Below are 22,395 nucleotides of genomic sequence, written 5' to 3'. Positions count from 1 at the left end.
TCTCTGCTGCGTCTTAACGAAGCATGCGTGGCATTTCAAGAGGAAGCAACATGGTCAAAGTCTACGAAATCAACGGCGTCACCCCCGTCGTCCACCCCAGCGCCTACGTGCATCCATCGGCCGTGCTGATTGGCGACGTGATCGTCGGTCCGCGCTGCTACATCGGCCCGCTGGCCTCGATCCGCGGCGACTTCGGCCGATTGATCCTGGAAGAGGGCGCGAACCTGCAAGATACCTGCGTCATGCACGGTTTTCCCGGCTGCGACACGGTGGTCGAAGTCGACGGTCATATCGGTCACGGCGCCGTGCTGCATGGCTGCCGCATCGGCCGCAACGCGCTGGTCGGCATGAACGCCGTGGTGATGGATAACGCCATCATCGGCGAGGAATCCATTGTCGCGGCCATGAGTTTCGTCAAGGCGGGCATGATCGTCGCGCCGCGCAGCATGGTGGTCGGTACGCCGGCCAAGGTGATGCGCGCGCTGACCGACGATGAGATCAGATGGAAAAGCTCGGGCACTGGCCAGTACCACGAACTGGCCGTGCGCTCCATGCAGACGATGCGCGAAGTGGAAGCCCTGACGGAAGTCGAGGCGAACCGCCAGCGCCTCAATTTTGAATCGGCCTTGCCGCTGCACCTGCACAAGAACGCAGCGGCGCAGTAACCCAATATAGGAGTAATACACATGGCTCACATCTCCACCCTGCAAAGCCTGATTGCCGGCCGCTGGCTGGGCGAAAGCGCCGCCGTGCCCCTGCACAGCGCCTTGAACAACCGCGTGATCTATCACACGCATGCCGAGAAGATCGATTTCGACGAGGCCGTCACGTATGCCCGAAAGACGGGCGTGCCGGGCTTGATGGCGCTGGACTTCCAGCAACGCGCCGCACGCCTGAAGGCGCTGGCCCTGTACCTGGTCGAGCGCAAGGAAGAACTGTATGCGATCTCGCACCTGTCGGGCGCCACGCGCGCCGACAGCTGGGTCGACATCGAGGGCGGCACTGGCACCCTGTTTGCCTACGCCAGCATGGGCAGCAACGAGCTGCCGTCGTCGAACGTGCTGCACGAAGGCCCGGCCATCGCGCTGGGCAAGAAAGGCGGCTTCGCCGGCACGCACATCCTGGTACCGCGCGGCGGCCTGGCCGTGCACATCAACGCCTTCAATTTCCCCATCTGGGGCTTGCTGGAAAAATTCGCGCCGAGCTTCCTGGCCGCCATGCCCTGCATCGCCAAGCCTGCCACGGCGACGAGCTATCTGACGCAGGCCGTCGTGCGCATGATGCATGAATCAGGCTTGCTGCCGGCGGGTAGCCTGCAACTGGTGATCGGCTCCACGGGCGACTTGCTGGACCGCCTGAATGGCCAGGATTTCGTCACCTTTACGGGGTCGGCCGCCACGGCCGCCAAGCTGCGCACCAATCCGAACCTGATCGCCCAGTCCGTGCCCTTCAATGGCGAAGCCGATTCGCTCAACTGCGCCATCCTGGCGCCGGATGTCACGCCCGACGATGTGGAGTTCGACCTGTTCGTCAAGGAAGTCGTGCGCGAGATGACGGGCAAGTCGGGCCAGAAGTGCACGGCAATTCGCCGCATCATCGTGCCCGAACACCTGTTGGACGCCGTCGGCACGCGGTTGCGCGAACGCCTGGCCAAGGTAGTGGTGGGCGATCCAGCCATCGAAGGCGTGCGCATGGGTGCGCTGGCCTCGAAAGAGCAGCAGAACGACGTGGCCGAACGGGTCGCCACTTTGTCGCAAGGCAATGAGGTGGTGTTCGGTGCGGCCGACGGTTTCAATCCGCTCGGCGATGATGCGCAAGACGGCAGCTTCTTTTCTCCGACCCTCTTGCTGTGCCGCGACGCCTTCGGCAACGATGCCGTGCATGACGTGGAAGCGTTCGGTCCCGTCAGCACCATGATGGGCTACACGGATATCGACGAAGCGCTGGCCCTGGCCGCGCGCGGCAAGGGCAGCCTTGTCAGCACGCTGGTCACGCGCGATCCGAAGATAGCGGCGCGCGTGGTGCCGCACGTGGCGGCCACGCATGGCCGCGTGCACGTGCTCGAGCGCGTGGCCTCCGTCGATTCGACGGGCCACGGTTCGCCATTGCCGCAACTGAAGCACGGCGGCCCAGGCCGCGCGGGCGGCGGCGAAGAACTGGGCGGCGTGCGCGCCGTGCGCCACTACCTGCAACGGGCAGCCGTGCAAGGTTCGCCGACCATGCTGGCGGCCATCACGGGCGAATACGTGCGCGGGGCGGACGTCAACGAAAGCCCGATTCACCCATTCCGCAAGCACTTCGAGGACCTGAAGACGGGCGACTCGCTGCTCACGCACCGCCGCACCGTCAGCGAAGCGGATATCGTCGCTTTCGGCGGCATCTCGGGCGACTTCTTCTACATGCACTTCGACGAAATCGCGGCCAAGGAATCGCAATTCGGCAAGCGCATCGCCCACGGCTACTTCGTGCTGTCGGCCGCTGCCGGCCTGTTCGTCTCGCCTGGCGTCGGTCCTGTGCTGGCCAATTATGGTCTGGACAACCTGCGTTTTGTCGCCCCTGTCGCCATCGGCGACACCATCCGCGCCCGCCTGACCTGCAAGCGCAAGGTCGACCGCAACCGCAAGGACGTGTTTGGCGTAGGCCAGGGCGTGGTCGCGTGGGACGTGCAGGTGACGAACCAGAACGAGGAACTGGTGGCCAGTTACGACATTCTGACCCTGGTGTCGAAGCGCGAGTAAGCGTCTCCGGCAGGACTGGTTTGAACGGCGCCGCCCGCGATCTTCGCGCGGGTGGCGTTTTTTTATCCAAGTTCTTTTCGTCTTGAATTATCCATAAGTGTATGAAAAATATAGGCTAAGTGTGGTTTTGCACGGCGTGCTATTTAGATAAATCCCTCTAGAACGCGTGCTTTTTTCGTGAAAAGCGGCAAATTTGCTCATTGCCTCAAGAAAACTTTCCAACGTAAAACCTTTTCTCTGTAGCATGGTTTTACTCACTGGTCACGCCGCCAAGCACGCTCCACGACGCGCTGGCGGCGCGAAAAAAACGGACCCGGCCTTTTACGGCCGGTGAGCCAACGACCGCGAGTCCCATTCCACGATTAACGTTCACCGCTACGGGTATTTAATTACTATGAATAAACACGTCCTGATTTTTCTGCTGGCCATGCCCCTGGCCATCAGTCATGCCTACGCCGACGAGGCCAATGGCCCTACCGTCAAGATCAGCGGTTACGGCACGGCCGCGCTGACCATGGCCGATACCGACAACGCGCAGTTCGCGCGCCCGAACCAGGCCGCCGGCGCCGGCCGCACTGCCCGCACGGGCATCGATTCCAACCTGGGCTTGCAAGCCAATGTCACCGTCAATCCCTGGCTGTCGGCCACCGTCCAGGGCCTGGCGCGCAAGGATGGCGAGGATGATTTCGGCGCTGAGCTGGCATGGGCTTTCGCCAAGGCCAAGGTGTCGGACAGCTTCAGCGTGCGCGTTGGCCGCATGGGCCTGCCCGTCTTCATGATCTCCGACTACCGTAACGTGGGCTATGCCAACACCATGCTGCGCCCACCGGGCGAAATGTATTCGCAGGTGCCTCTCAACAGCATCGATGGCATCGACGGCACCTACCAGTTCAGCGCGGGCGACACCAGCATCACCACGCAGCTGGCGCTGGGCCGCACCAAGGCCACCCTGGCGACAGGGCCGGATTCGACCGTGCAGGTGGAAGGCAAGTCCATCGTCGCCCTCAACGTGGTGGCCGAACATGGTCCCGTCACCGTGCGTTTCGGCCGTGCCGAGACCAAGCTGACGATCAACGATTCGCCCAGCCTGAATACCTTGATGGGCAGCTTGCGCGCGGCTGGTGCTGGCTACAAGTTCGCCCAGCTGGGCGCGCTGGCCGATGCGCTGGAAGTCAAGGACAAGAAGGCGTCATTCACGTCCGTGGGCCTGGGTCTGGACTGGAACAACGTGCTGGTACAGTCCGAATATGCGAAGCGCAAGACGGACAGCTATGTTAGCGACAGTACCTCGTGGTACGTGATGGGCGGCTACCGCATCGGCGCCTTCCTGCCGTATTACAGCCACGCCAGCCTGAAGGCCAATGGCCGCGTGAACAACACCGTGCCGGCTGCCTGCCCGCCTGGCTATCCGGCCGCCTGCACGCCGACCCTGCGCGCCCTGTCGGCCGGCGTCAATACCATGGCCAACACGCGCAACCAGCTGGAGCAATCGACGGACAGCATCGGCGTGCGCTGGGACTTCCACCGTTCGGCAGCGCTGAAAGTGCAGATCGACCGCATCAAGCCGAAGAATGGCCCGGGCCTGTTCGTGCAAGCCAAGCCTGGCTTCCATGGTCCCGTCACGGTGGCCGCCGCCGCCATCGATTTCGTTTTCTAAGGAGCGCCGCATGAAACCATTGATCGTGAATATGGCTGCCTTGCTGGCACTGTCGATTACCGTTCCCGCCATGGCCGAAGTGGTCGTGGTGGTCAATCCGAAGAGCGCCGCCGGCGCCATGACGAATGAACAGGTAGCGCAATTTTTTCTCGGTAAATCGACGGCCATGACGCCGATCGACCAGCCGGAAAGCGCCGCCGTGCGCGCCGAGTTCTACAAGAAGGTGACGGACAAGGAGCCATCGCAAGCCAAGGCCCTGTGGTCCAAGCTGGTCTTCACGGGCAAGGCGACCTTGCCGAAGGAAGTGGCCAATAGCGCCGACGTGAAGAAGGCTGTCGCAGCCGATCCGAAAGCCATCGGCTATATCGAAAAGAGTGCCGTCGACGGCACCGTCAAAGTGGTGCTGACGGCGCCATAAAGCCGGTTCGGGCCGCGCGCCATGCGGCGGCCCGATAATTCATCAACATCAGGAGAAAGCAATGAGCATCAAACGCAAGATATGGGCGCTGCCTGTCGTCTCGGCCGTGATCTTCGGCCTGGGACTGGCCGTCAGTGCCTATCTGTCCACGGCCGCGCTCAATTCCATCCACGCCACCGAAAGCGCCGACTATCCCGTGCTCGACATGGCCAAGTCGCTGACGCTGGACGTGGCCGCCGTCGGAGACGCCCTGCGCGATGCCGTCAGCGAGGGCGACAAGGAGCGCATCGGGCAAGTCGGTGGCCAGGCCGTCAAGCTGCGCGCCAAGCTGGCCGCCTTTGCGGCCATTCCCGGCCAGCGCGAGCAGGGCCAGCAGCTGGCCAAAGAATTCGATGCCTACTATGCACCGGCCCTGAGCGCGGCGCGCATCATGTTGGAAATGGAAGAGGGCGACCCGCAAGCGACAGTGGCGCGCATGCAGGGCGCGCTGGCGGTACTCAATACGGACCTGGCAAAGACCAACGAGCAGGCGCAATTGCAGTTCAAGCAGGGCATAGAGCGCAGTGCGGCGAACGTGCGCAATGCGCTCAATACCAGCATCGCCGTGGCGCTGGCCGTCATCGTTTGCCTTGTGGCCGTGTCGCACTTTGTCGTGCGCGCCATTTGGCAGCAACTGGGTGGCGAGCCAGAATATGCGCGTCAGATCGCGCGCGCCGTGGCCGATGGCGACCTCTCGATGGAGATATCCACCGAGGCCGGCGACCAGGCCAGCCTGCTGGCGGCGTTGAAGGACATGCGCGCCAAGCTCGGTGGCATGGTCTCCGACATCAAGGCGTCGGCTGAAACCATTCAGGTGGCCAGCGCTGAAATCGCGCAGGGCAATGCGGACCTGGCCGCGCGCACGGAGTCGCAGGCGGGCAGCCTGGACCAGACGGCGCGCGCCATGGATAGCCTCACAAGCACCGTGCGCGACAACGCGGCCAATGCGGGCCAGGCGCATGAACTGGTGGTGTCGGCTTCTTCCGTCGCCGTGAAAGGCGGGCAAGTGGTCAGCCAGGTGGTCACCACCATGGGCGAGATCAACGACTCGTCCAGACGCATCGTCGACATCATCGGCGTCATCGACGGCATCGCCTTCCAGACGAATATCCTGGCCTTGAATGCGGCCGTCGAAGCGGCGCGCGCGGGCGAACAGGGACGCGGTTTTGCCGTGGTGGCATCCGAAGTGCGCAACCTGGCGCAGCGCAGCGCGGCAGCGGCGCGCGAAATCAAGCAATTGATCGGCGATTCGGTGGCCAAAGTGAATGTCGGCTCGAAGCTGGTCGACGAAGCGGGCCTGACCATGGGCCAGATCGTCGATTCCGTGAAAAAGGTGGCCGACATCATGGCCGAGATCAGTGCCGCCAGCCAGGCACAGAGCGCCGGCATCGGCGACATCGGCGTGGCCATCGGCAGCATGGACCAGATGACGCAGCAAAATTCCGCGCTGGTGGAAGAAGCGTCGGCGGCGGCAGAATCGCTGCAGGAACAGGCCGTGCAACTGGGTACGGCGCTGGCCGTGTTCAAGCTGGCGCAGGGAAGCTTGCCGCCGATCGCCACCGTGCCGACGGCACGGCGGCTGGCGTTGACGAAGGCCGCTTAGGCCTGCAGCCCGAACGGATCGTCGATGCTGTGCGCCGGCTGGGTGAACCAGCGCGGACCGTTTTGCGTCATGTAAAAATGGTCTTCGTGGCGGATGCCGAATTCGCCGGGGATGCAGATCATCGGCTCGTTCGAGAAGCACATGCCCACGTCGAGCGGTGTCGTGTCATTGCCCACCAGGTAAGGCCACTCGTGGATATCGAGGCCGATGCCGTGGCCCGTGCGGTGCGGCAGGCCGGGCAATTTGTAGCCGGGGCCGAAGCCGTCCGCTTCCAAAGAGACGCGCGCGGCGCGATCCACGTCGCCGCAGGGCACACCCAGCCCGGCGGCGGCGAACGCGGCGGCCTGCGCCGCCTTTTCGCTGTTCCACACGCTGCGCTGGCGCTCGCTGATGGCGCCAAACACATAGGTACGCGTGATGTCGGAGATGTAGTTCATCACCTGGCAGCCCGTATCGATCAGCACCGTGTCGCCCGCCTTCAAGGTTTGTACGTAGTTGACGCCATGCGGGTAAGCCGTCGCCTCGCCGAACAGCACGATGCAGAAGTAGGAACGGGGTGCGCCCACCTTGCGGTGCGCGCGCTGGATGAATTCTTCCACTTCCACCGTCGTGATGCCTTCGTACAGCATGCTGGCCGTGGCCACGTGCACGGCCAGGGTCATGTCCATCACGCGCTGCATCAGGGCGATTTCCGCACTGGATTTGCGGCTGCGGCAGTATGCCGTGACCGCGCGCGCGTTTTCCAGCGCATAGCCGGGAGCCAGAGGCTTGATGCCGTCGTAGATGAAGAAGGCGGCGCTTTCGCAGATGCCCACGCGCGGCGGCTGGTGCGCGTCTTGCGCCACGCCCATGCGCGCCAGCACGTCGACGAAAAGCTGGTACGGGCTTTCATGTTCTTCCCAGCAATTGACACGGCCCTCGATGAGCATGAAGCCTTGCAAGGTGCTTTCCTCGAAGGCGGGAGCGATGTATTCGATCTCTCCGCTGGCTGGCAGGATGGCGCCCACCATACGTTCGCTGGCATACCATTTGGTGCCCGTGAAATAGGTGAGGTTGGCGCCTGCGTTCAGGTAGATCGCGGCGATGCCCTGTTCGCGCATGAACGCCTGCGCCTTGGCGATGCGTTGCGCATGTTCGTCCTTGCCGATGGCGACCATGCCGCCCGTCATGTCCGACAGCGATGCCAATGCCTGTTCGATGGAAGTGCCACCTATGCTCATGCCTGCTCCTTTGCTCGATGCTGAATATGGAATGCGGGCATGATATCAGTTCGCGCCCTTCGGCTTGAGCCCGGGCGCGCCGCCAGCGGCATCGGGCGGGGCCAATACCAGGTCGTGCGGATAGGTGAAGTGCCAGTCCGCGTAGCGCTGCTTGCGGCGCAGACTGGCGTCTTCGTCGAGAAAGTTATCCTGCTTGATGGGGATCTGCGGCGAGAGCGAATGGATGCCGACGATGCGTCCCTCCTGCCGCAGCACGCCCCATTCCGCCTTGCCCGTGACGGGGTCCGCATACAGGCGGCGCAAGTGCTGCCGGGCGTTGGCAAAGCGCGGGTCGCGCAGCAATTCCTGCAAGGTCAAGGGATAGCGGGGCCGCCCGTCGGTCGGCGTGCTGTCGTAGTAGCGGCCCAGCGCGTTGCGGAATTCATGGCCGATGAACAGCAGCTCGCGCTCCTTGTCGCGCCGCGCGGCCGTGGCATGCAATTCGCTGGCCAGCACCAGGCCCACGCCCATGAAGGCCACCAGCATCAGGGTCCAGATATACGCGAAACCCCGTGCGCGGCGTTGAAAACTAGAGCTGCTCAAAGGGGATGCCCTCGCGCGTCTTGCCCTTGGCGCCGCTGCGCACGTCGGCCACGCCGCCGATCTCGCCATTGGGCGAAGGGATCAATTGCCAGGTAGCGGCGGACTCCGTGACGGGGTCCAGCGGCACGCTGCGGAAGTAATGGTGGGTTACCAGGTCGGCCAGCGCGGCCGGATACTCTCCCTTGTCGGCATAGTATTTATCGAGGCCGCTCCTGAGTACCTGCAGGTTTTCCTTCAACGCGACTTCCTTCGACTTTTCCACCGAGCCGAAATAGCGGGGAATGGCGATCGTCAGCAGCAGCGAGATGATCGCCAGCACCACCAGCAGTTCGACCAGCGTAAAACCGCGGCGCGGAGTAGAGCAGGGCATCGACATCACCATTCCTTGAGCGGTACGCTGTTCAGGCCCACCTTGGTCGAGCGCGAGGCGACGTCGAATACGTCTTCGCCTTCGCTGGGATTGTCGGGCGGCGAGGCATAGGCGCGCTTGCTCCAGCTATCGGCGGCGCTGCCGTCTTCCCTGGGCTGGAACGGGTCGCGCGGCAGGCGGCGCAAAAAATAGATGTTCTGCTTCGAGACGCTGCGCTGGTCGGGCACGCCCTCGACCAGTTCCTCGAGTTTTTTTGGATAGCCGGATGCGCCCAGCGACAGCTTGATGCGGCCATTGTCCGAGGCGCGCTTGTAGGCATCGATGGCTTCCCGGATTTCGATCAGGGCGCTGCGCAATTGCTGTTCCTTCGCCCGTTGCAAGGCTACCTGCGCCATCGGCACGGCCACCGTGGCCAGGGTCGCCATGATGGCCAGGGTGATCATCAGCTCGATGAAGGTAAAGCCTTGCTGCTTCACTGGCCATCTCATTGGCCACCCTTGACAGTGGCCTTCTCGCCGGCGGCCGGCGCTTCGTCGCCGCCCGTCATGGGCGAGCCGGTACGCGGCGCGGCCTGCTCGGGCGCGGCGATAGCCTCAGTGCTGCCGCTGACGCTGGCGCGGCCGCCCACGGATGCCTCGGTGCCCGAGTTGAATTCGGCCGTCATCAGGTCCGGGCGGCGGATGCTGCGCAGCAGGCGCGGCGTGATCGACAGCACGATCTCGCTGCGCATGGCGTCGTCCTTCTGGCTGCCGAACAGGCGGTTCAGCACGGGCAGTTCGCCCACGCCCGGCACCTTGTTGGCCGTGCCCCGGTCTTCGTCGCTGATCAAGCCTGCCAGCACCTGCGTCTCGCCATCCTTCAGGCGCAGCACCGTGGAAGCGCTGCGCGTGCCGATCTGGTAAGCCTGCGTGCCCGTCTTGCTGATCACTTCCTTGACGACGTTCGACACTTCCAGATTGATTTTGATGGCCACCTCGTCGTCCAGGTAGACGTTCGGCTCGACGTCGAGTTTCAGGCCCACGTCGATGTAGTTGACGCTGTCGGAACTGACGCCGTTATTCGTCGTGACGGTAATGACGGGCACGCGGTCACCGATCAGGATCTTGGCCTTTTCCTTGTTGCGCACGCGGATGCGCGGGTTGGCCAGGATATTGCTGTCGCTGTCCGTCTTGTTGGCGTTCAGGGTGACGCCGCCGATGCCCAGGTTGATATTGTCGCCATTGATGCGGTGCAGGTCCGCCACCTTCAGGCCGCCCAAGCCGCTGCCGACACCGGCCAAGGTCAGGCTGGCCTGGTCGGGCCAGCGCACGCCCAGTTCCATCAGGCGCGTGCGCTTGACTTCCAGCACTTCCACTTCCAGCATCACTTCCGGGTCGGCCAGGTCTTGCACGTTGATGATGCGTTCGGCCATGCGCACCATTTCCGGCGTGTCGCGCAGCATGATGATGCCCAGCCGTTCGTCGGTGACGATATCCTTGGCCTTGAGCAGGGTTTTGATGGAAAACGCCACCGTCTTGACATCGGCATTGGCGAGGAAGAAGGTGCGCACCACCAGTTGCTGGTAATCCTTCACCTTTTGCGGCGTGTTCGGATAGATCGTGATCGACTTGTCGCTGGTGACGCTTTGTTCAAGCTGGTTGGCGCCCAGCAGCATGGCAATCGCCTCTTCGATGCTGGTGTCGCGTACGGAAATGGTGGCGCGCAGGGCGGGGTCGACTTCCTTGTCGAAGACGAAGTTCAGGCCCGAGACCTTGCTGATGAAGTCGAATACGGAGCGCAGCGGCGCGTCGCGAAATTCCAGGGTCACGGGTTTGCGGTAGGCGGCCGCCAGCTTGCCGCCGGTCGGCCGTGCCTTCGCCTGCTCGTCGCCGATGCGGCTTTTCAGGGCCAGTGCCTCGCGCTGTGCGGGACGCTCCTGCAGCACCTGGCGCAAGGCTTCCTGCGCTTGCGCGACGTTCGCTTCGCCGCCGCGCTGGTAGCTGGCCTGCGCTTCCTGCACCAGCTTGCGGTGCCGTTCATCCTGCGCCACGCCGGCCAGGCCCCGTTGCGCCACGTCGTTGCTGGCGTCCAGCGCCAGCGCCTGCTGGTACAGCGCTTGCGCTTCGGGCAGCTTGCCCTGCTGGCGCAGCGCCTCGGCGCGGCCATTCAGATTATTCAACGCGCGCATCTTGCCATTGGTGACGGCGATGCGGTACTTGGCGTTGCCCGGTTCGGCCTGCGCCGCCTGTTCCAGCAGGGCCAGGCCCTGTTCCGTGCGGCCCGCGCCCAACATGGCCTGGCCATCGTTATAGGCCTGGTTGCCGGCGCAGGCGGCCAGCAGGGACAGCATCGGGAGCAGGGTGATGAGAGTACGAGACATACATGCGGCGCGTCGTTTCAATTGAGGTCCCCTACGGCGAGTGTCTGTTTCTGGTTGAGTGGCAGATAGGTAAATTGCAGCGCGCCTTGCACCACGCCGTCGAAGCGGTAACGCTCTTCGAGCGTGTCGCCGGGGCGCGCTACCACGTTGCGATCACCCGCCTGCAGGAAGTAGGCGGCCTTGCCTTCATCGACAAAGCGGCCCAGGAATTGAAAGGGCAGCGGTGGTGGCGCGTTCGCATCGGTGCGGGCAGCGGGGAGTGCCGCCTGGGCGGCTTGTTGGTCGAGCATGATCTTTTTCGGCGTTTCCGGCTGCCAGCTTTGCTTGGCGAACAGGGTGGCCGCTTCCTCGTCCTCTAGCGCCCGGCGCGGATGGATGGCCAGCGCGCGATCGGTTTGCGGCGCGGCGACTGCAGCAAGAGGCGTGACCGCCACCCGCTCCACCTGGCGTGGGGTGGCTGTGGCCGGCCCCACGATGCTGCCTTCATCCTCGGGCGCGAAGAGGGCGGCCAGCAAGGTTGCCACGGCGGCGCCTCCCAGTACGGCTTTTTTCATCGGCGTACCTCCGTCTTTTTCACCAGCAGGATGAACTGGATGCGCGCGTCGATCTCGCCCGCTTCGATCTGCTCGCGCTTGAAAAGCACGGAGTCGAGCGTCAGGGTGGGCAGCGCTTGCAGGGCGTCGACGATAAAAGTTTGCAGCTGCGCGTATTCGGCCTTCACGGGCAGGGTGATCTGGTAACGCAAAAAGGCCGTGTTGCCATCCTCCTGCGGCTTGTAGTCGGCCTTGGCCAGGGTGACGCCGCTCTTTTGCGCTACCTCCAGCAATGCCTTCAACTGTTCGGGAATGCTGTCATGCGCGGGCAGGTAGGCGTGAAAGGCGGCCAGGCTGTCCGCATCGGCATCGAGCGTGACGGCCGCCTGCGGCAGTGCCGACTGTCTGGCCGCCGCGGCCAGTTGCACCGCCAGTTGCTGCTGGCGTTCGGCCAGCGCATCGCTCTGCTGCATGGCGAAAGCGGCCAGCGCCAGGCAGGCCGCGCCGATGGCGCAAGGCCAGCCCAGGCTACGCCACAGCCGTTGTGCTTCCCATTGCAGGCGCGGGGGGAGGCGCAGTTGCAGGCGTGGACGAGCCACAGGCATGCCGGCTTTCAACGCAGGTTTTATTGCCGCCATTGCGCCTCCAGCTGAAAACGGTAAGGGTGTTCGGGGCTGTTCGCATTCATCTCGTGCTTGAGCAAATACACGGAGCTGAACATGGGCTGCTGGTTCAGGAAGGCCAGGTAGTTGAGCATGTCCTGCGGCGTTTCTGCCTCGGCGGCGATTTTCAGGACGCTGGCGCCATCCTGTCCCTGCTGCGCGTTCAGGTCCAGTCCCAGCAGGGCCACGCGCACGTCGCGCGGCGGCTGCACCGTCCTGACCAGACGCGTGACGGGCAGGTTAAGCTGTCGCACGGCGGCGGCCACCTGTTTCAGTTCGAGGTTGCGCTCGCGCTGCTGGCCGGCGGACAAGGGGGTACGCACGGGATGCGCGGGCTGCAGCTGCGCCAGTTGCGCTTCCAGGCGCCGCGTTTCCTGCACCTGCACCAGCCAGTACACGGCGGCCGGCAGCAGCATCAAGCCGCCAGCCAGGCACAGAGCCAGGCGCCAGCCCTTGAAGGTTTGCTTTGCTCCGGGCGCCAGCAATTCCAGTCGGCTCAGGCCCATGCTGCCTCCCGCATCAGGTGGGCGGCGCCGGCCACGGGTATGAGCTGGAAGCGCACCGGCACGGCATCCTGAGGCACGCCGCTCAAGTCGAGCAGCGCCACGTGCTCGATGGCGTCCAGCTGTGGCGCGCGCAAGTTCCAGCGCCGCCAGGCCCGATCCAGTTCGTCGCCCCAGGCGGCGCCGCAGGACTGGCTGTGCAGGGCCGTGATGCGCCCGCCGCTCGTCGTTGCCAGCAGCAGCCGTCCGGCTTCCACCAGGGCGAAGGCGGCGGGCTTGCCGCCGGCGATGCTGCGCCAGGCCGGCCCGACGATAGGTTCGATGGACAGGCAGCGCCGGCCATGCGCGGCCGCCGCATCCTGCACGCCTTGCAGCAGGGCCGCATCGATGCCGCAGGCCAGGCGCGGCTTGCCATAAGGTGCATCGTCGCTAGCCAGGCGCCAGGTCCGCGCACCATCGCCATACACGGCAGCGAACTGGCTATGCAGGAAGCGCTGCGCGCTGCTCCGGTCGAGCAGGGCGCCACTCCACGGCACCATCAGCATGGCGCACCAGCGGCTGGCCAGGCTGACGGCCAGCGGCATCTTTTTGTCGCCATATTGTTCCAGGCAGCCGCGCAGGGCGGCTAGCGCCACTTCCCAGCTGGCGTCGGGGTTCAGGATAGGCAAATGGAAGGCGCTGTCCGCCACGGGACGGCCGGCGCGGCGCAGCACGCCGTGCAATCCGTGCGGCGCCAGGTGCAGGCACAGGGTGGCGCGGGTAACACGTTCAATAAGTGACACGATTGAGCTCCGCTAAAGTAGTTTCGCCGCGCCGCACCAGGTCCAGGCCCGCTTCGCGCGCCAGGCGAAAACCGTTGCGCGCCGCTTCTTCCTTCATCTGGCTCAGGGGCGCGCGCGTGCAGATCATTTCGCGCATGGCGTCGTTGAGCATCAAGACCTCGGCGACGGCTTTGCGGCCCTTATAGCCGGTGCCGCGGCAATGGCCGCAGCCCTTGCCGGCCATGAACTGCCAGTCCTGCACCTGGTGCAGGGCCAGACCGCTGTCGCGCAGCTGCTGCGCATCGGCCAGCACCTCGGCGCTGGCGTCGACGGCGCAATGGGCGCAATTGAGGCGCAGCAGGCGCTGCGCCACGATGCCATTCAGGGCCGCTGCAAAGCTGTAGGCATCGACGCCCATGTGCAGGAAGCGGCCGACCACGTCGAAGACGTTGTTCGCGTGCACGGTGGTAAACACCAGGTGGCCCGTGAGCGCCGCCTGCACGGCGATCTGCGCCGTTTCGTCGTCGCGGATTTCGCCGATCATGATCTTGTCGGGGTCGTGGCGCAGGATGGAGCGCAGGCCGCGCGCAAACGTCAGCCCCTTCTTTTCGTTGACGGGTATCTGCAGCACGCGCGGCAAGCGGTATTCGACGGGGTCTTCGATGGTGATGATCTTGTCGCGCCCCGTATTGATTTCCGTGATGGCCGCGTACAGGGTGGTGGTCTTGCCGGAACCGGTGGGCCCTGTCACCAGCAGCATGCCGTGCGGCTTGGCGGCCAGGCGGCGTATCTGCTCGATGGCGTCCTCGTTCAGGCCCAGGCTTTCCAGGCGCAGCGCCTGCGCCGCTTCCGTCAGCGCGCGCCGGTCCAGCAGGCGCAGCACGGCGTCTTCGCCAAAGATATTGGGCATGATGGAGACGCGAAAGTCGATCTCCGCCCCTTTCACGCGCACCTTGAAGCGGCCATCTTGCGGGATGCGCCGTTCGGCGATGTCCAGATCGGCCATGACCTTGATGCGCGAGATGATCTGTTCGGCCATCTGCAAGCCCTGCACCTGGCCCGCCTGCACCAGCACGCCGTCGACGCGGTACTTGATGACCAGGCTGGCCACGTCGCATTCGAGGTGGATGTCGCTGGCCTGGAATTTCAGGGCGTCGTAGATGGTGGAATTCACCAGTTTCACTACCGGGCTGCTGTCCTCGCTGATACGAATGAGCGAGATGTCTTCGATGCTCTGGTCCAGTCCCGGCACGTCATCGCCATGTTGCATCTCCTGCATCGCCTGCTGCACGCTTTCCTGCTGCAGCAAATAGGCGGCCAGGTCGTCCGGGTGCGCCAGCGCCACCGTGAAGGGCGCGGACAGGGCAAAGTCGGCCCATTGCAGCAAGTCTTCGGCAAACGGGTTGCCGATGACGAGCACGGGCGGCGCGCCGGGAACGCCTGCTTGCAACAGCACGCAGTCGCGCTGGGCGCAATCCGTGTAGGGCAGCAGGGCAAAGGCGGGCAAGGCGGCCTGCAGCTCGGCCATCGTCCAGGCCGGGTAGCGGAACAGGGCGGCCAGCTGGCGCAAAAAGACTTCGGGCGGCAGGGCCGCCGTTTCCTGCAGTACGGCCATCTGCGGGCGGCCCTGTTCCAGCGCGCTGGCGTGGGCCCGGCGCAGCATGGCGGCATCGAGCACGGTGCGTTCTTCGTCGCGTGCGTTCATGACATGAACTTCAAGATAAGCTCCCCGCCAGTTCAAAGATCGGCATGTACATCAGCACCACCACGCCGCCAATCACCACGCCGATGATGGTCATCAGGAGCGGCTCGAGCAGGCGCGACGCCCAGTCCACCCAGCGGGCGAATTCCTCGTCGTGGAACTTGGCCGAACGTTCCAGCATGTCGCCCAGGCGGCCCGTGTTTTCTCCCACTTTCAGCAGCGATTGCGCCACCGGCGTGGCCATGCTTGCGTGTTCCAGCGCGGTGGAAAACGGCATGCCCTCCTGCACCGCGCGGCGCGCCTGCGCCAGCTGTTCCTGTTGCGCAGGCAGCAGCATGGGGGCCACCATGGCCAGCGCCTTGTGCAGGGGGATGCCCGCGTGCAGCAGCAGGCTCAGGGCGCGGTAGAAGCGGGCCAGGCGGAACTCCGCCGCCTTCCCGGCCAGCACGGGCAGGCGCAGCAGGCGCAAGACCATGGCCTGGCGCGCGCCGGCATTGGCGATGCCAAAGACCACAGCGGCCACCACGGCGGCCAGCGCGCTGGCACACAGCAGCGGATGCGCGGCCAGGGTCTGGCCAAAGCCGAGCAGCATTTGCGACATCCAGGGAATCTCGCGGCCCGAGCTTTCGTAGACGACGCTGAACTTCGGCACCACGTAGCCGAGCAGGAACAGGGTCACCAGACCGCCGACGACGAGCAGCATGCACGGGTAGATGGCGGCGGAAATGAGTTTTTTGCGGATGGCGTCGAACTGCAGCTGGTAGCCGACGAAGCGCGCCAGCGCCTCGGGCAGGTTGCCCGAGCGTTCGGCCGCATGCACGGTGGCGATGTAAATGTCGGGGAATATGTCGGGGAAACCTGCCAGGGTGTCGGAAAAGCTCTGCCCCTGCTGCAGGGTGAGCACGATGGCGGCCAGGGTGGCCTTGGCGCCCGGGCGCGTTTCCTTGTTGTGCAGGGTGGCCATGGCCTCGCCCAGGTTCAGGCCCGCTTCGAGCAGGGCTAGCAGTTCCTGGCTGAATTGCAGCAGGGGCAGGCCCTGCTTGCCGGGACGCAGGGCGGCGCCCACCTCCTGCGCAGCGCCATCGTCGACGGCCAGCACGCGCCAGCCGCCGCGCACGGCCGCGCGGATCGCCTCGGCCTCGCTGGCGGCGTCGATGGCCAGCGCCTGGCTGCCCGCCGGGCCCTGCACCTGGAGGTGGAACTGCATCGTCGGCTCAGGCGAGCATGGTGAGGGCCAGGGGCGTGAAAATGGGGTGAGAGGAAGAGGGGAATGCGCGTGCGGACAAGGTCGAAGTAGGCATCGGTCAGGAACAATCCAAAAAAAGTTCAATTCGTCGCGGGTACCGGCAGCAGGCAAGATGCAATCACTGTCTCAGGGTAGACTGGAATTGCCAGAAAATCAATCGTGTTATGCGGGCAAGCCCTTGAATCGATGGCTTGCCCGCATGTTCAGCCGCTTACTGGGTGACGAGGCTCACCTTGTCGATCACGAACGAGGTTTGCAGCGAGGCGTCCTCGGTCGCGGCAAACGAGACCTGCACGGTCTGACCCTTGTAGGCGATCAGGTCGAAGGTGCGGATCTGGTAGCCGGCCGCCTTGTTCACGTTCGAGTACGAGGCCAGGGTGCCCAGCACTGTACCGGCGCTGTTCTTCACGGTGACGACCAGCTTGTCGTACACGGTATTGCCCGTTTCAGCCGTGTCGATGTGCAGTGCAAAGGTCAGGCTGGCCGAGGTGGCGGCGGCCGGAATGGCCACGCTTTGCGTCAGCGATTCGCTGGCCGTGGCGCCATTGCCGCCCAGCCAGGCGTACTTCGTGCCTTCGTACGCGGTTTGCCCCGTGAAGGTGCCGATGGCGCCCGTGGTGCCGCTCCAACCCGTGGCGCCGGACTCGAAGCCGCCGTTCGTCACGCGTTCGGTGGCGCTGCTGGTGCCCACCGTCAGCGTAGCGTTGTTCGACGTGGCCGTCACGGCGGGGGAGGAGGCATCCGTTACCGTGGCCTTGAAGACGGCGCCGTTGTCGGCCGCCACGGTCGTGAAGCTGTAGGCGGGCGAGGTGGCGCCGCTGATCACGGCGCCGTTGCGGTACCACTTGTAGGTGTACGGCGCCGTGCCACCACCCGCGCCCACGGCGAACGAGGCGGTGGCGCCCGGCGCGACGGTGATGCTGGCCGGCTGGCTGGTGATATTCACCGCGCCGCCCGTGCCGCTTTCATCGACGTCGGTGCCCACGTTGATGGCCGCATACGCGCGCTTGACCGCCGTCGCCTCGGCACTGCCCACGCCATACAGTTCCTCGGCGGCCAGCAGCACCTTGTTGCGCGCATCGGCGTAGTTGGTCGACGAGGTGAACTTGGTGGTCGCTGCCTTGAACCAGATGCGGTAGGCCTTGTCGCTGCCGATACCCGTCATGGCCAGCGGGCTTTTGTTCAGGTAGGAGCTGTAGTAGTCGCTGCTGGCGGTGGAATTCGAGCCTTGCGACAGGAAGTAGAACATGCGGTTGTTCGGGCCGCTGCTGTAGTGGACATCGAGGTTCTTGATGGTGCTGCTCCACGCATTCGGGCTGCTGCCATCCTTGCTCGGCTTGTACAGCCAGCGCAGCGGCTGGCCATTCTTGGCGATTTCCTTGCCCGTCATCCAATCGTTGCCCGTGTTGGGAATCGTGGTGCCCGTGCCGCCGGCGCGCGCATACGCTTCCACCATTTCGCCGGCGATGTCCGAGCTCGATTCGTTCAAGCCGCCCGATTCCTGCGAGTAGATCAGGCCCGAGGTGGCGTCCGTGATGCCGTGGCCCATTTCATGGCCGATCACGTCGATGGAACCGAGGTTGTTGAACGAGCTGCCGCCGTCGCCGATGTACATGCACTTGCAGCTGCTGTCGTAATAGGCGTTGTCATAGGCCGTGTTGACGTGGGCGGCGATGTGGGTGGCCGTGTTGTTGCCGTCCAGGCTGGACCAACCCAGCACATTCTTGTGCGTGTCGTAGGTGTTCATCAAGCCCCACATCGCGTTGACGGCCGCCGTCTGGCCGTTGGCGTTGGTGGTGCTGCCGCCGTTGATGTACTGCTGACCGTCGCCCCAGGTATTGCTGGTGCTGCTGTACACGCTGCCCGAGGTGGTGCCGTGGTTGGCATTCGTGATGGCCATGCCGCCGAAACTGCCGCCCGTGCCGCGGCTGGGGTCCTTCATGGTGTAGGTGCTGCCCGTGAGCGTGGTGTTGAGCGGTACTTGGCCGTTGTACTGGCTGTTGCCGATGCCGGCGACGGTTTTCAGGGCTTTCCATTGACGCAGGATGCGGCCATCCTTGGCGCTGACGATGGTATCGTAGTAAACGGGCTTGTTACCGCTGATCATGCGCGTCTGCACCAGGTAGGCCAGCTCGTAGTGGTCGACCACGTCCTGTACGTCGAGGGCGTTCAGCGCGGCTTCCGACTTGTTCTCGGCGCCGGCCACGCGTACCGTTTTCATCACGGGGTAGATCAGCAGTTGCGCATGCGGCGGTACGTGGTCTACGGCCGGCACGTCGATGCTTTTCACGGCGGCGGCGATGGCGGCGGCAGCGCTGACGGCCGGCGTGGTGTCGATATCGGTGGTGGCGCTGCGGGTGACGGCATTGACGCCGCCGCTACCGAGGCCGGAAGCGCGGTCCGACACGGATTCGCTGACGATGTCGCCGGCGCTGTTGCTGACCACCACCGTCTCGGAACCGAAGACGGGCAAGCCCTTGTAGGTGTGCTGTACGCGGCTCACGCGCGTGCCGCTGACGCCCGGATGCTGGGCGCCGACGGCAAAGCCATGTTCGGTATTCAGGCCCCGGCTGCGCGCCTGCGCGGCCAGCTTGTTGACCAGGCTGGCGTTCTCTTGTGGAGAGGCCAGGGTGACCGGGGCGGCCATCAGGGTTTGTGGCAGCGGCGTGGCGGCATCGGCCGTGGTGGCCATCAGCGGCAGGGCGGCGATGGATGCGGCAACTATCGTCAAACGTAAATTCATTTCTGCTCCATGGTATCGGTTAAGGAAATGGTGAATGAGCTGGCCGCGATGCCTGATGGCCACCCCGGCGTGCCTGGCGGCGGGCGGATAGCCTGCCGTTTTGTGGTGGCCTGATGCCGGGTAGGGGGACACTAAACTTGTCGAGATCGCCATGTCAAAAAATTCAGGAAATTGGTCACTACGCGAATTTTTGTTAAGAATTGAACATTTATCGGCGCTGCATCATCGCAAAGTTTGATTTATCGCAAGCTGCAAATTTTGTTTTGGACCAGTCCCCTCAATGACGTGTTCTGTTGGAAAAACACTGTTGCATTTTCTAAATGTTGCGATCTACACTAGGTCTTCGCGTTGTCCCCAGTGGCGCACGCGAAGACAAAAAAAGCGCACGCGGCAATGACCGCGTCCAGATACAGCGCATCGGGAAAAAATCAGGAGTTTCACATGACATCAGTTCTGTTTTCTGCTGTTGGTTTCAGCCATTTCCCCTCTGCAGCGGCATTCATGCTGCATCCGCCTTCCTAGCCGCCGCTATCCGGCTCCTCCCCCCTGCGACGGGGGCTTTTCAGCGAGTCCGACCGCGCCGCCCGGCGTGGCCGCTGGCGCAGCGCATCCTTTTTTCAGGAAGGGTTGCCGGCTCCTGGTGCGTGCACCGGAATCACCGGCCCGAAGAACTATGCTTTCGATAGCGACCAAAGTGGAACAGATCGTGATGGAATCGGCGTTTCTCAGCGAGGGACTGGGCCGGGGCTTGCTCAACCTGTCGGAACTGGCGCGCCAGCTGCAGCCGCAATTGCAGACCGATTTATGGAAGCCGGTGGGGCAGGCTGCCGTGGTGATGGCGCTGCGCCGCCTGGCCGAGAGGATGCCGCAGCAGAAAAGCGACGAGATCGTGCTGGCGCACCGCGCGGGCGAACTGTCCACGCGTAGCGAATTGATGATTTTTACTTACCGCTACTCCGACCAGACGTATGCCTGCCAGCGTCAGTTGCTGGCGCTGGCCGCACCCCAGCGCGGCACGTTCATCACGGTGACACGCGGCGTCAACGAGGTGATGGTGATCTGCAGCCGCACGCTGCATGCGCTGGTGGAGGAGGTCTTTGGCGGCGAGCAGGAACTGGCGCGCCTGGAGCGGGTGACGGCCGTGACCTTGCACCTGGCGCCCGAAACCTGCTATACGCCGGGCGTGTATCACGCCATCCTCAAGCGCCTGGCGTGGGAGCGCATCAATCTGATCAATATCATCTGCACGTATACGGAGCTGACCCTGCTGCTGGAAGCATCGCAGACGGGCGCCGCCTTTTCCGTGTTGTCGAAAATCGTCGCGCAATGAAAAGCGCCCCGCTGCAGCGATGCAGCGGGGCGCTTGAGCGCGCAAGCGCGGTTTATTTTTCCAGCTGCGTACGCACGCGGGCGATCGCGGCGCGTACCTGGCGTGGCGCGGTGCCGCCCACGTGGTCGCGCGCGGCGACGGAGCCTTCCAGGGTCAGCACTTCAAACACGTCTTCACCCGTCAACGGGGAAAACGCGCGCAACTGTTCCAGCGTCAGGTCGGCCAGGTCGCAACCGGCATCGACGCAGGCGCGCACGGCCAGGGCCACCGCTTCATGGGCATCGCGGAACGGCAGGCCCTTCTTGACCAGGTAGTCGGCCAGGTCGGTCGCCGTGGCATAACCCTGCAGGGCTGCCGCGCGCATCGCTTCCGGTTTCACCGTGATGCCGCCTGCCATGTCGGCGAAGATGCGCAAGGTGTCGATGACGGTGTCGACGGTATCGAACAGCGGTTCCTTGTCTTCCTGGTTATCCTTGTTGTAGGCCAGCGGCTGGCCTTTCATCAGGGTCAGCAAGCCGATCAGGTGGCCATACACGCGGCCCGTTTTGCCACGGGCGAGTTCGGGCACGTCCGGGTTTTTCTTTTGCGGCATGATCGACGAGCCGGTGCAGAAGCGGTCGGCGATGTCGATGAAGCCGATGCGAGGGCTCATCCAGATCACCAGTTCCTCGGCCATGCGCGACACGTGCATCATCAGCACGGCGGCAGCGGCGCAAAATTCGATGGCGAAATCACGGTCCGACACGGCGTCGAGCGAGTTGTGGCAGACGTCGTCAAAGCCCAGCGTCTTGGCCACGCGCAGGCGGTCGATGGGGAAGGTGGTGCCGGCCAGAGCGGCGGCGCCCAGCGGCAGGCGGTTGACGCGCTTGCGACAGTCGGCCATGCGCTCGGCATCGCGGCCGAACATTTCAACATACGCCAGCATGTGATGGCCGAAGGTGATCGGCTGGGCCACCTGCATGTGGGTAAAGCCCGGCATGATGGTGTCGGCATGCTGCTCGGCCAGGTCCGTCAGCGCGCTGCGGAACGTCGTCAGCAGGGCGGTGATGTCGTCGATGGCGGAACGCACATACAGGCGGATATCGGTGGCCACCTGGTCGTTGCGCGAACGGCCCGTGTGCAGGCGCTTGCCCGCATCGCCTACCAGTTCGGTCAGGCGTTTTTCGATATTCAGGTGGACATCTTCCAGGTCCAGCAGCCATTCGAACCGGCCTGCGGCGATTTCCTGCGAGATTTGCGCCATGCCGCGCACGATTTCCGCGTAGTCGGCCGGGCTGATGATGGCTTGCGCATGCAGCATTTCCGCATGGGCCAGCGAACCTTCGATGTCGAACAGCGCCAGGCGCTTGTCAAAAAAAACAGAAGCTGTGTAGCGCTTGACGAGGTCCGAGACCGGTTCGGAAAACCGGGCCGACCAGGCTTCGCCCTTTTTGGAGAATTGATCAGTCATGAAAGAAGTCCTTTAGTGTAGGGCGATTATAAACAAGGTTGGCCGGCGGTAGGGCTTTTAGGGGCTTGCAGGGCGCTGAAATGGCCGGGAATGGGGCTGGCACGCGTCAAATGCCACGCTGCGGACGCTGTTGTGCGTTCCATCCGGGCTTTTTGTATTCTGTCCCGCGAATCGTGCGTTTGGTCGCAATCCGATGGCAGTTCAGGGGCGATCGGCCTACAGTTCAATCATCGCAACACACAACCAGCCACTCAAAGGACACCATCATGAACATCGCTAAAAACATGGAAGCCATCTTCGTTGCCATCATCGCCATCGCCGCCGCCACCAGCCTGGCCACCGCCGCCGTGCCGAAGTTCCGCGCCGCTCCCGCCTCCATCGTCGCCAGCGCCGATCAAGCCACCATGCACACCGTGTACGTCAGCGCCAAGCGTTTGAGCGCAGAAGAAAAAGCCGCCCTGTAAGTGCGACGGTGCCAT

General features: G+C 64.1%; 20 protein-coding genes. 7 read left to right on the top strand and 13 right to left on the bottom strand.

The window, feature by feature from the left end; genetic code table 11:
• Positions 1 to 50: 50 nt before the first annotated feature.
• The 5 genes from paaY to ACQ4WP_RS12790 all read left to right on the top strand — a co-directional run bounded on the left by paaY (position 51) and on the right by ACQ4WP_RS12790 (position 6,455).
• On the top strand, positions 51 to 665 hold the full coding sequence (paaY, locus tag ACQ4WP_RS12810; protein WP_436521119.1) for a phenylacetic acid degradation protein PaaY: 615 nt from the start codon (positions 51 to 53) through the stop codon (positions 663 to 665).
• 21 nt (positions 666 to 686) lie between these two features.
• Positions 687 to 2,738, top strand: a complete 2,052-nt coding sequence (gene paaZ / locus ACQ4WP_RS12805; RefSeq protein ID WP_436521117.1) for a phenylacetic acid degradation bifunctional protein PaaZ — start codon at positions 687 to 689, stop codon at positions 2,736 to 2,738.
• Between the two features lie 394 nt (positions 2,739 to 3,132).
• A complete protein-coding gene (locus ACQ4WP_RS12800) occupies positions 3,133 to 4,395 on the top strand; it encodes a hypothetical protein (RefSeq protein WP_436521115.1) in 1,263 nt (420 codons plus the stop codon).
• Between the two features lie 10 nt (positions 4,396 to 4,405).
• A complete protein-coding gene (locus ACQ4WP_RS12795; RefSeq protein WP_436521113.1) occupies positions 4,406 to 4,813 on the top strand; it encodes a type 2 periplasmic-binding domain-containing protein in 408 nt (135 codons plus the stop codon).
• A 61-nt stretch (positions 4,814 to 4,874) separates the two neighbouring features.
• Positions 4,875 to 6,455, top strand: coding sequence for a methyl-accepting chemotaxis protein (locus ACQ4WP_RS12790; RefSeq protein WP_436521111.1), 1,581 nt, complete (start codon positions 4,875 to 4,877; stop codon positions 6,453 to 6,455).
• Here ACQ4WP_RS12790 and ACQ4WP_RS12785 read toward each other — a convergent pair.
• The 12 genes from ACQ4WP_RS12785 to ACQ4WP_RS12730 form a co-directional block, all read right to left on the bottom strand.
• Positions 6,452 to 7,675, bottom strand: coding sequence for a M24 family metallopeptidase (locus ACQ4WP_RS12785; RefSeq protein WP_436521109.1), 1,224 nt, complete (start codon positions 7,673 to 7,675; stop codon positions 6,452 to 6,454). The genes ACQ4WP_RS12790 and ACQ4WP_RS12785 overlap by 4 nt on opposite strands.
• Positions 7,676 to 7,720: 45 nt before the next feature.
• Positions 7,721 to 8,257 (bottom strand): type II secretion system protein, encoded by a 537-nt coding sequence (locus ACQ4WP_RS12780; RefSeq protein WP_436521107.1) that lies wholly within the window; start codon positions 8,255 to 8,257, stop codon positions 7,721 to 7,723.
• Entirely contained in the window at positions 8,244 to 8,633 is a 390-nt protein-coding gene (locus ACQ4WP_RS12775) for a type IV pilin protein (protein WP_436521105.1), read from the bottom strand. The genes ACQ4WP_RS12780 and ACQ4WP_RS12775 overlap by 14 nt, the downstream gene beginning before the upstream one ends.
• A complete protein-coding gene (locus ACQ4WP_RS12770; protein WP_436521103.1) occupies positions 8,633 to 9,115 on the bottom strand; it encodes a type II secretion system protein in 483 nt (160 codons plus the stop codon). Before ACQ4WP_RS12770 ends, ACQ4WP_RS12775 begins: the two co-directional genes overlap by 1 nt.
• Positions 9,112 to 10,986: a secretin GspD/PilQ domain-containing protein gene (locus ACQ4WP_RS12765; RefSeq protein ID WP_436521101.1), complete on the bottom strand. Its 1,875-nt coding sequence runs from the start codon at positions 10,984 to 10,986 to the stop codon at positions 9,112 to 9,114. The genes ACQ4WP_RS12770 and ACQ4WP_RS12765 overlap by 4 nt, the downstream gene beginning before the upstream one ends.
• Before the next feature lie 17 nt (positions 10,987 to 11,003).
• Positions 11,004 to 11,540 carry a hypothetical protein gene (locus ACQ4WP_RS12760; RefSeq protein WP_436521099.1) on the bottom strand — a complete coding sequence of 179 codons (537 nt, stop codon included), beginning with the start codon at positions 11,538 to 11,540 and terminating at the stop codon, positions 11,004 to 11,006.
• Complete coding sequence (locus tag ACQ4WP_RS12755; RefSeq protein WP_436521097.1) at positions 11,537 to 12,157, bottom strand: type 4a pilus biogenesis protein PilO; 621 nt, start codon at positions 12,155 to 12,157, stop codon at positions 11,537 to 11,539. Before ACQ4WP_RS12755 ends, ACQ4WP_RS12760 begins: the two co-directional genes overlap by 4 nt.
• Positions 12,145 to 12,687 (bottom strand): hypothetical protein, encoded by a 543-nt coding sequence (locus tag ACQ4WP_RS12750; protein WP_436521095.1) that lies wholly within the window; start codon positions 12,685 to 12,687, stop codon positions 12,145 to 12,147. The genes ACQ4WP_RS12755 and ACQ4WP_RS12750 overlap by 13 nt, the downstream gene beginning before the upstream one ends.
• Positions 12,678 to 13,466 (bottom strand): hypothetical protein, encoded by a 789-nt coding sequence (locus tag ACQ4WP_RS12745; protein WP_436521093.1) that lies wholly within the window; start codon positions 13,464 to 13,466, stop codon positions 12,678 to 12,680. Before ACQ4WP_RS12745 ends, ACQ4WP_RS12750 begins: the two co-directional genes overlap by 10 nt.
• Positions 13,453 to 15,150, bottom strand: coding sequence for a GspE/PulE family protein (locus tag ACQ4WP_RS12740; RefSeq protein WP_436521091.1), 1,698 nt, complete (start codon positions 15,148 to 15,150; stop codon positions 13,453 to 13,455). Before ACQ4WP_RS12740 ends, ACQ4WP_RS12745 begins: the two co-directional genes overlap by 14 nt.
• Before the next feature lie 10 nt (positions 15,151 to 15,160).
• On the bottom strand, positions 15,161 to 16,354 hold the full coding sequence (locus ACQ4WP_RS12735) for a type II secretion system F family protein (protein WP_436521089.1): 1,194 nt from the start codon (positions 16,352 to 16,354) through the stop codon (positions 15,161 to 15,163).
• A 250-nt stretch (positions 16,355 to 16,604) separates the two neighbouring features.
• Positions 16,605 to 19,136: a M4 family metallopeptidase gene (locus tag ACQ4WP_RS12730; RefSeq protein WP_436521087.1), complete on the bottom strand. Its 2,532-nt coding sequence runs from the start codon at positions 19,134 to 19,136 to the stop codon at positions 16,605 to 16,607.
• 673 nt (positions 19,137 to 19,809) lie between these two features.
• Here ACQ4WP_RS12730 and ACQ4WP_RS12725 point away from each other — a divergent pair.
• Entirely contained in the window at positions 19,810 to 20,466 is a 657-nt protein-coding gene (locus ACQ4WP_RS12725; RefSeq protein ID WP_436521085.1) for a hypothetical protein, read from the top strand.
• Positions 20,467 to 20,518: 52 nt separating this feature from the next.
• Here the strand turns inward: ACQ4WP_RS12725 and argH are convergent, their stop codons facing one another.
• On the bottom strand, positions 20,519 to 21,916 hold the full coding sequence (gene argH, locus ACQ4WP_RS12720) for an argininosuccinate lyase (protein WP_436521083.1): 1,398 nt from the start codon (positions 21,914 to 21,916) through the stop codon (positions 20,519 to 20,521).
• Positions 21,917 to 22,182: 266 nt separating this feature from the next.
• On the opposite strand from argH, the gene ACQ4WP_RS12715 reads away from it, so the two are divergent.
• On the top strand, positions 22,183 to 22,380 hold the full coding sequence (locus ACQ4WP_RS12715) for a hypothetical protein (RefSeq protein ID WP_436521081.1): 198 nt from the start codon (positions 22,183 to 22,185) through the stop codon (positions 22,378 to 22,380).
• Positions 22,381 to 22,395 lie beyond the last annotated feature (15 nt).

Source organism: Janthinobacterium lyxosi (genome assembly GCF_051380665.1).
Classification (GTDB): domain Bacteria; phylum Pseudomonadota; class Gammaproteobacteria; order Burkholderiales; family Burkholderiaceae_D; genus Janthinobacterium.
Note: the sequence above shows the minus strand (reverse complement) of the source record. Positions and strands in the feature narration are given on the sequence as shown.

What these genes read in the sequence shown, in the direction of transcription:
- paaY (WP_436521119.1), top strand. Translation starts at nt 51, where the DNA reads ATGGTCAAAGTCTACGAAATCAACGGCGTCACCCCCGTCGTCCACCCC.
- paaZ (WP_436521117.1), top strand. Translation starts at nt 687, where the DNA reads ATGGCTCACATCTCCACCCTGCAAAGCCTGATTGCCGGCCGCTGGCTG.
- ACQ4WP_RS12800 (WP_436521115.1), top strand. Translation starts at nt 3,133, where the DNA reads ATGAATAAACACGTCCTGATTTTTCTGCTGGCCATGCCCCTGGCCATC.
- ACQ4WP_RS12795 (WP_436521113.1), top strand. Translation starts at nt 4,406, where the DNA reads ATGAAACCATTGATCGTGAATATGGCTGCCTTGCTGGCACTGTCGATT.
- ACQ4WP_RS12790 (WP_436521111.1), top strand. Translation starts at nt 4,875, where the DNA reads ATGAGCATCAAACGCAAGATATGGGCGCTGCCTGTCGTCTCGGCCGTG.
- ACQ4WP_RS12785 (WP_436521109.1), bottom strand. Translation starts at nt 7,675, where the DNA reads ATGAGCATAGGTGGCACTTCCATCGAACAGGCATTGGCATCGCTGTCG.
- ACQ4WP_RS12775 (WP_436521105.1), bottom strand. Translation starts at nt 8,633, where the DNA reads ATGTCGATGCCCTGCTCTACTCCGCGCCGCGGTTTTACGCTGGTCGAA.
- ACQ4WP_RS12770 (WP_436521103.1), bottom strand. Translation starts at nt 9,115, where the DNA reads ATGAGATGGCCAGTGAAGCAGCAAGGCTTTACCTTCATCGAGCTGATG.
- ACQ4WP_RS12765 (WP_436521101.1), bottom strand. Translation starts at nt 10,986, where the DNA reads ATGTCTCGTACTCTCATCACCCTGCTCCCGATGCTGTCCCTGCTGGCC.
- ACQ4WP_RS12760 (WP_436521099.1), bottom strand. Translation starts at nt 11,540, where the DNA reads ATGAAAAAAGCCGTACTGGGAGGCGCCGCCGTGGCAACCTTGCTGGCC.
- ACQ4WP_RS12755 (WP_436521097.1), bottom strand. Translation starts at nt 12,157, where the DNA reads ATGGCGGCAATAAAACCTGCGTTGAAAGCCGGCATGCCTGTGGCTCGT.
- ACQ4WP_RS12750 (WP_436521095.1), bottom strand. Translation starts at nt 12,687, where the DNA reads ATGGGCCTGAGCCGACTGGAATTGCTGGCGCCCGGAGCAAAGCAAACC.
- ACQ4WP_RS12740 (WP_436521091.1), bottom strand. Translation starts at nt 15,150, where the DNA reads ATGAACGCACGCGACGAAGAACGCACCGTGCTCGATGCCGCCATGCTG.
- ACQ4WP_RS12735 (WP_436521089.1), bottom strand. Translation starts at nt 16,354, where the DNA reads ATGCAGTTCCACCTCCAGGTGCAGGGCCCGGCGGGCAGCCAGGCGCTG.
- ACQ4WP_RS12730 (WP_436521087.1), bottom strand. Translation starts at nt 19,136, where the DNA reads ATGAATTTACGTTTGACGATAGTTGCCGCATCCATCGCCGCCCTGCCG.
- ACQ4WP_RS12725 (WP_436521085.1), top strand. Translation starts at nt 19,810, where the DNA reads ATGCTTTCGATAGCGACCAAAGTGGAACAGATCGTGATGGAATCGGCG.
- argH (WP_436521083.1), bottom strand. Translation starts at nt 21,916, where the DNA reads ATGACTGATCAATTCTCCAAAAAGGGCGAAGCCTGGTCGGCCCGGTTT.
- ACQ4WP_RS12715 (WP_436521081.1), top strand. Translation starts at nt 22,183, where the DNA reads ATGAACATCGCTAAAAACATGGAAGCCATCTTCGTTGCCATCATCGCC.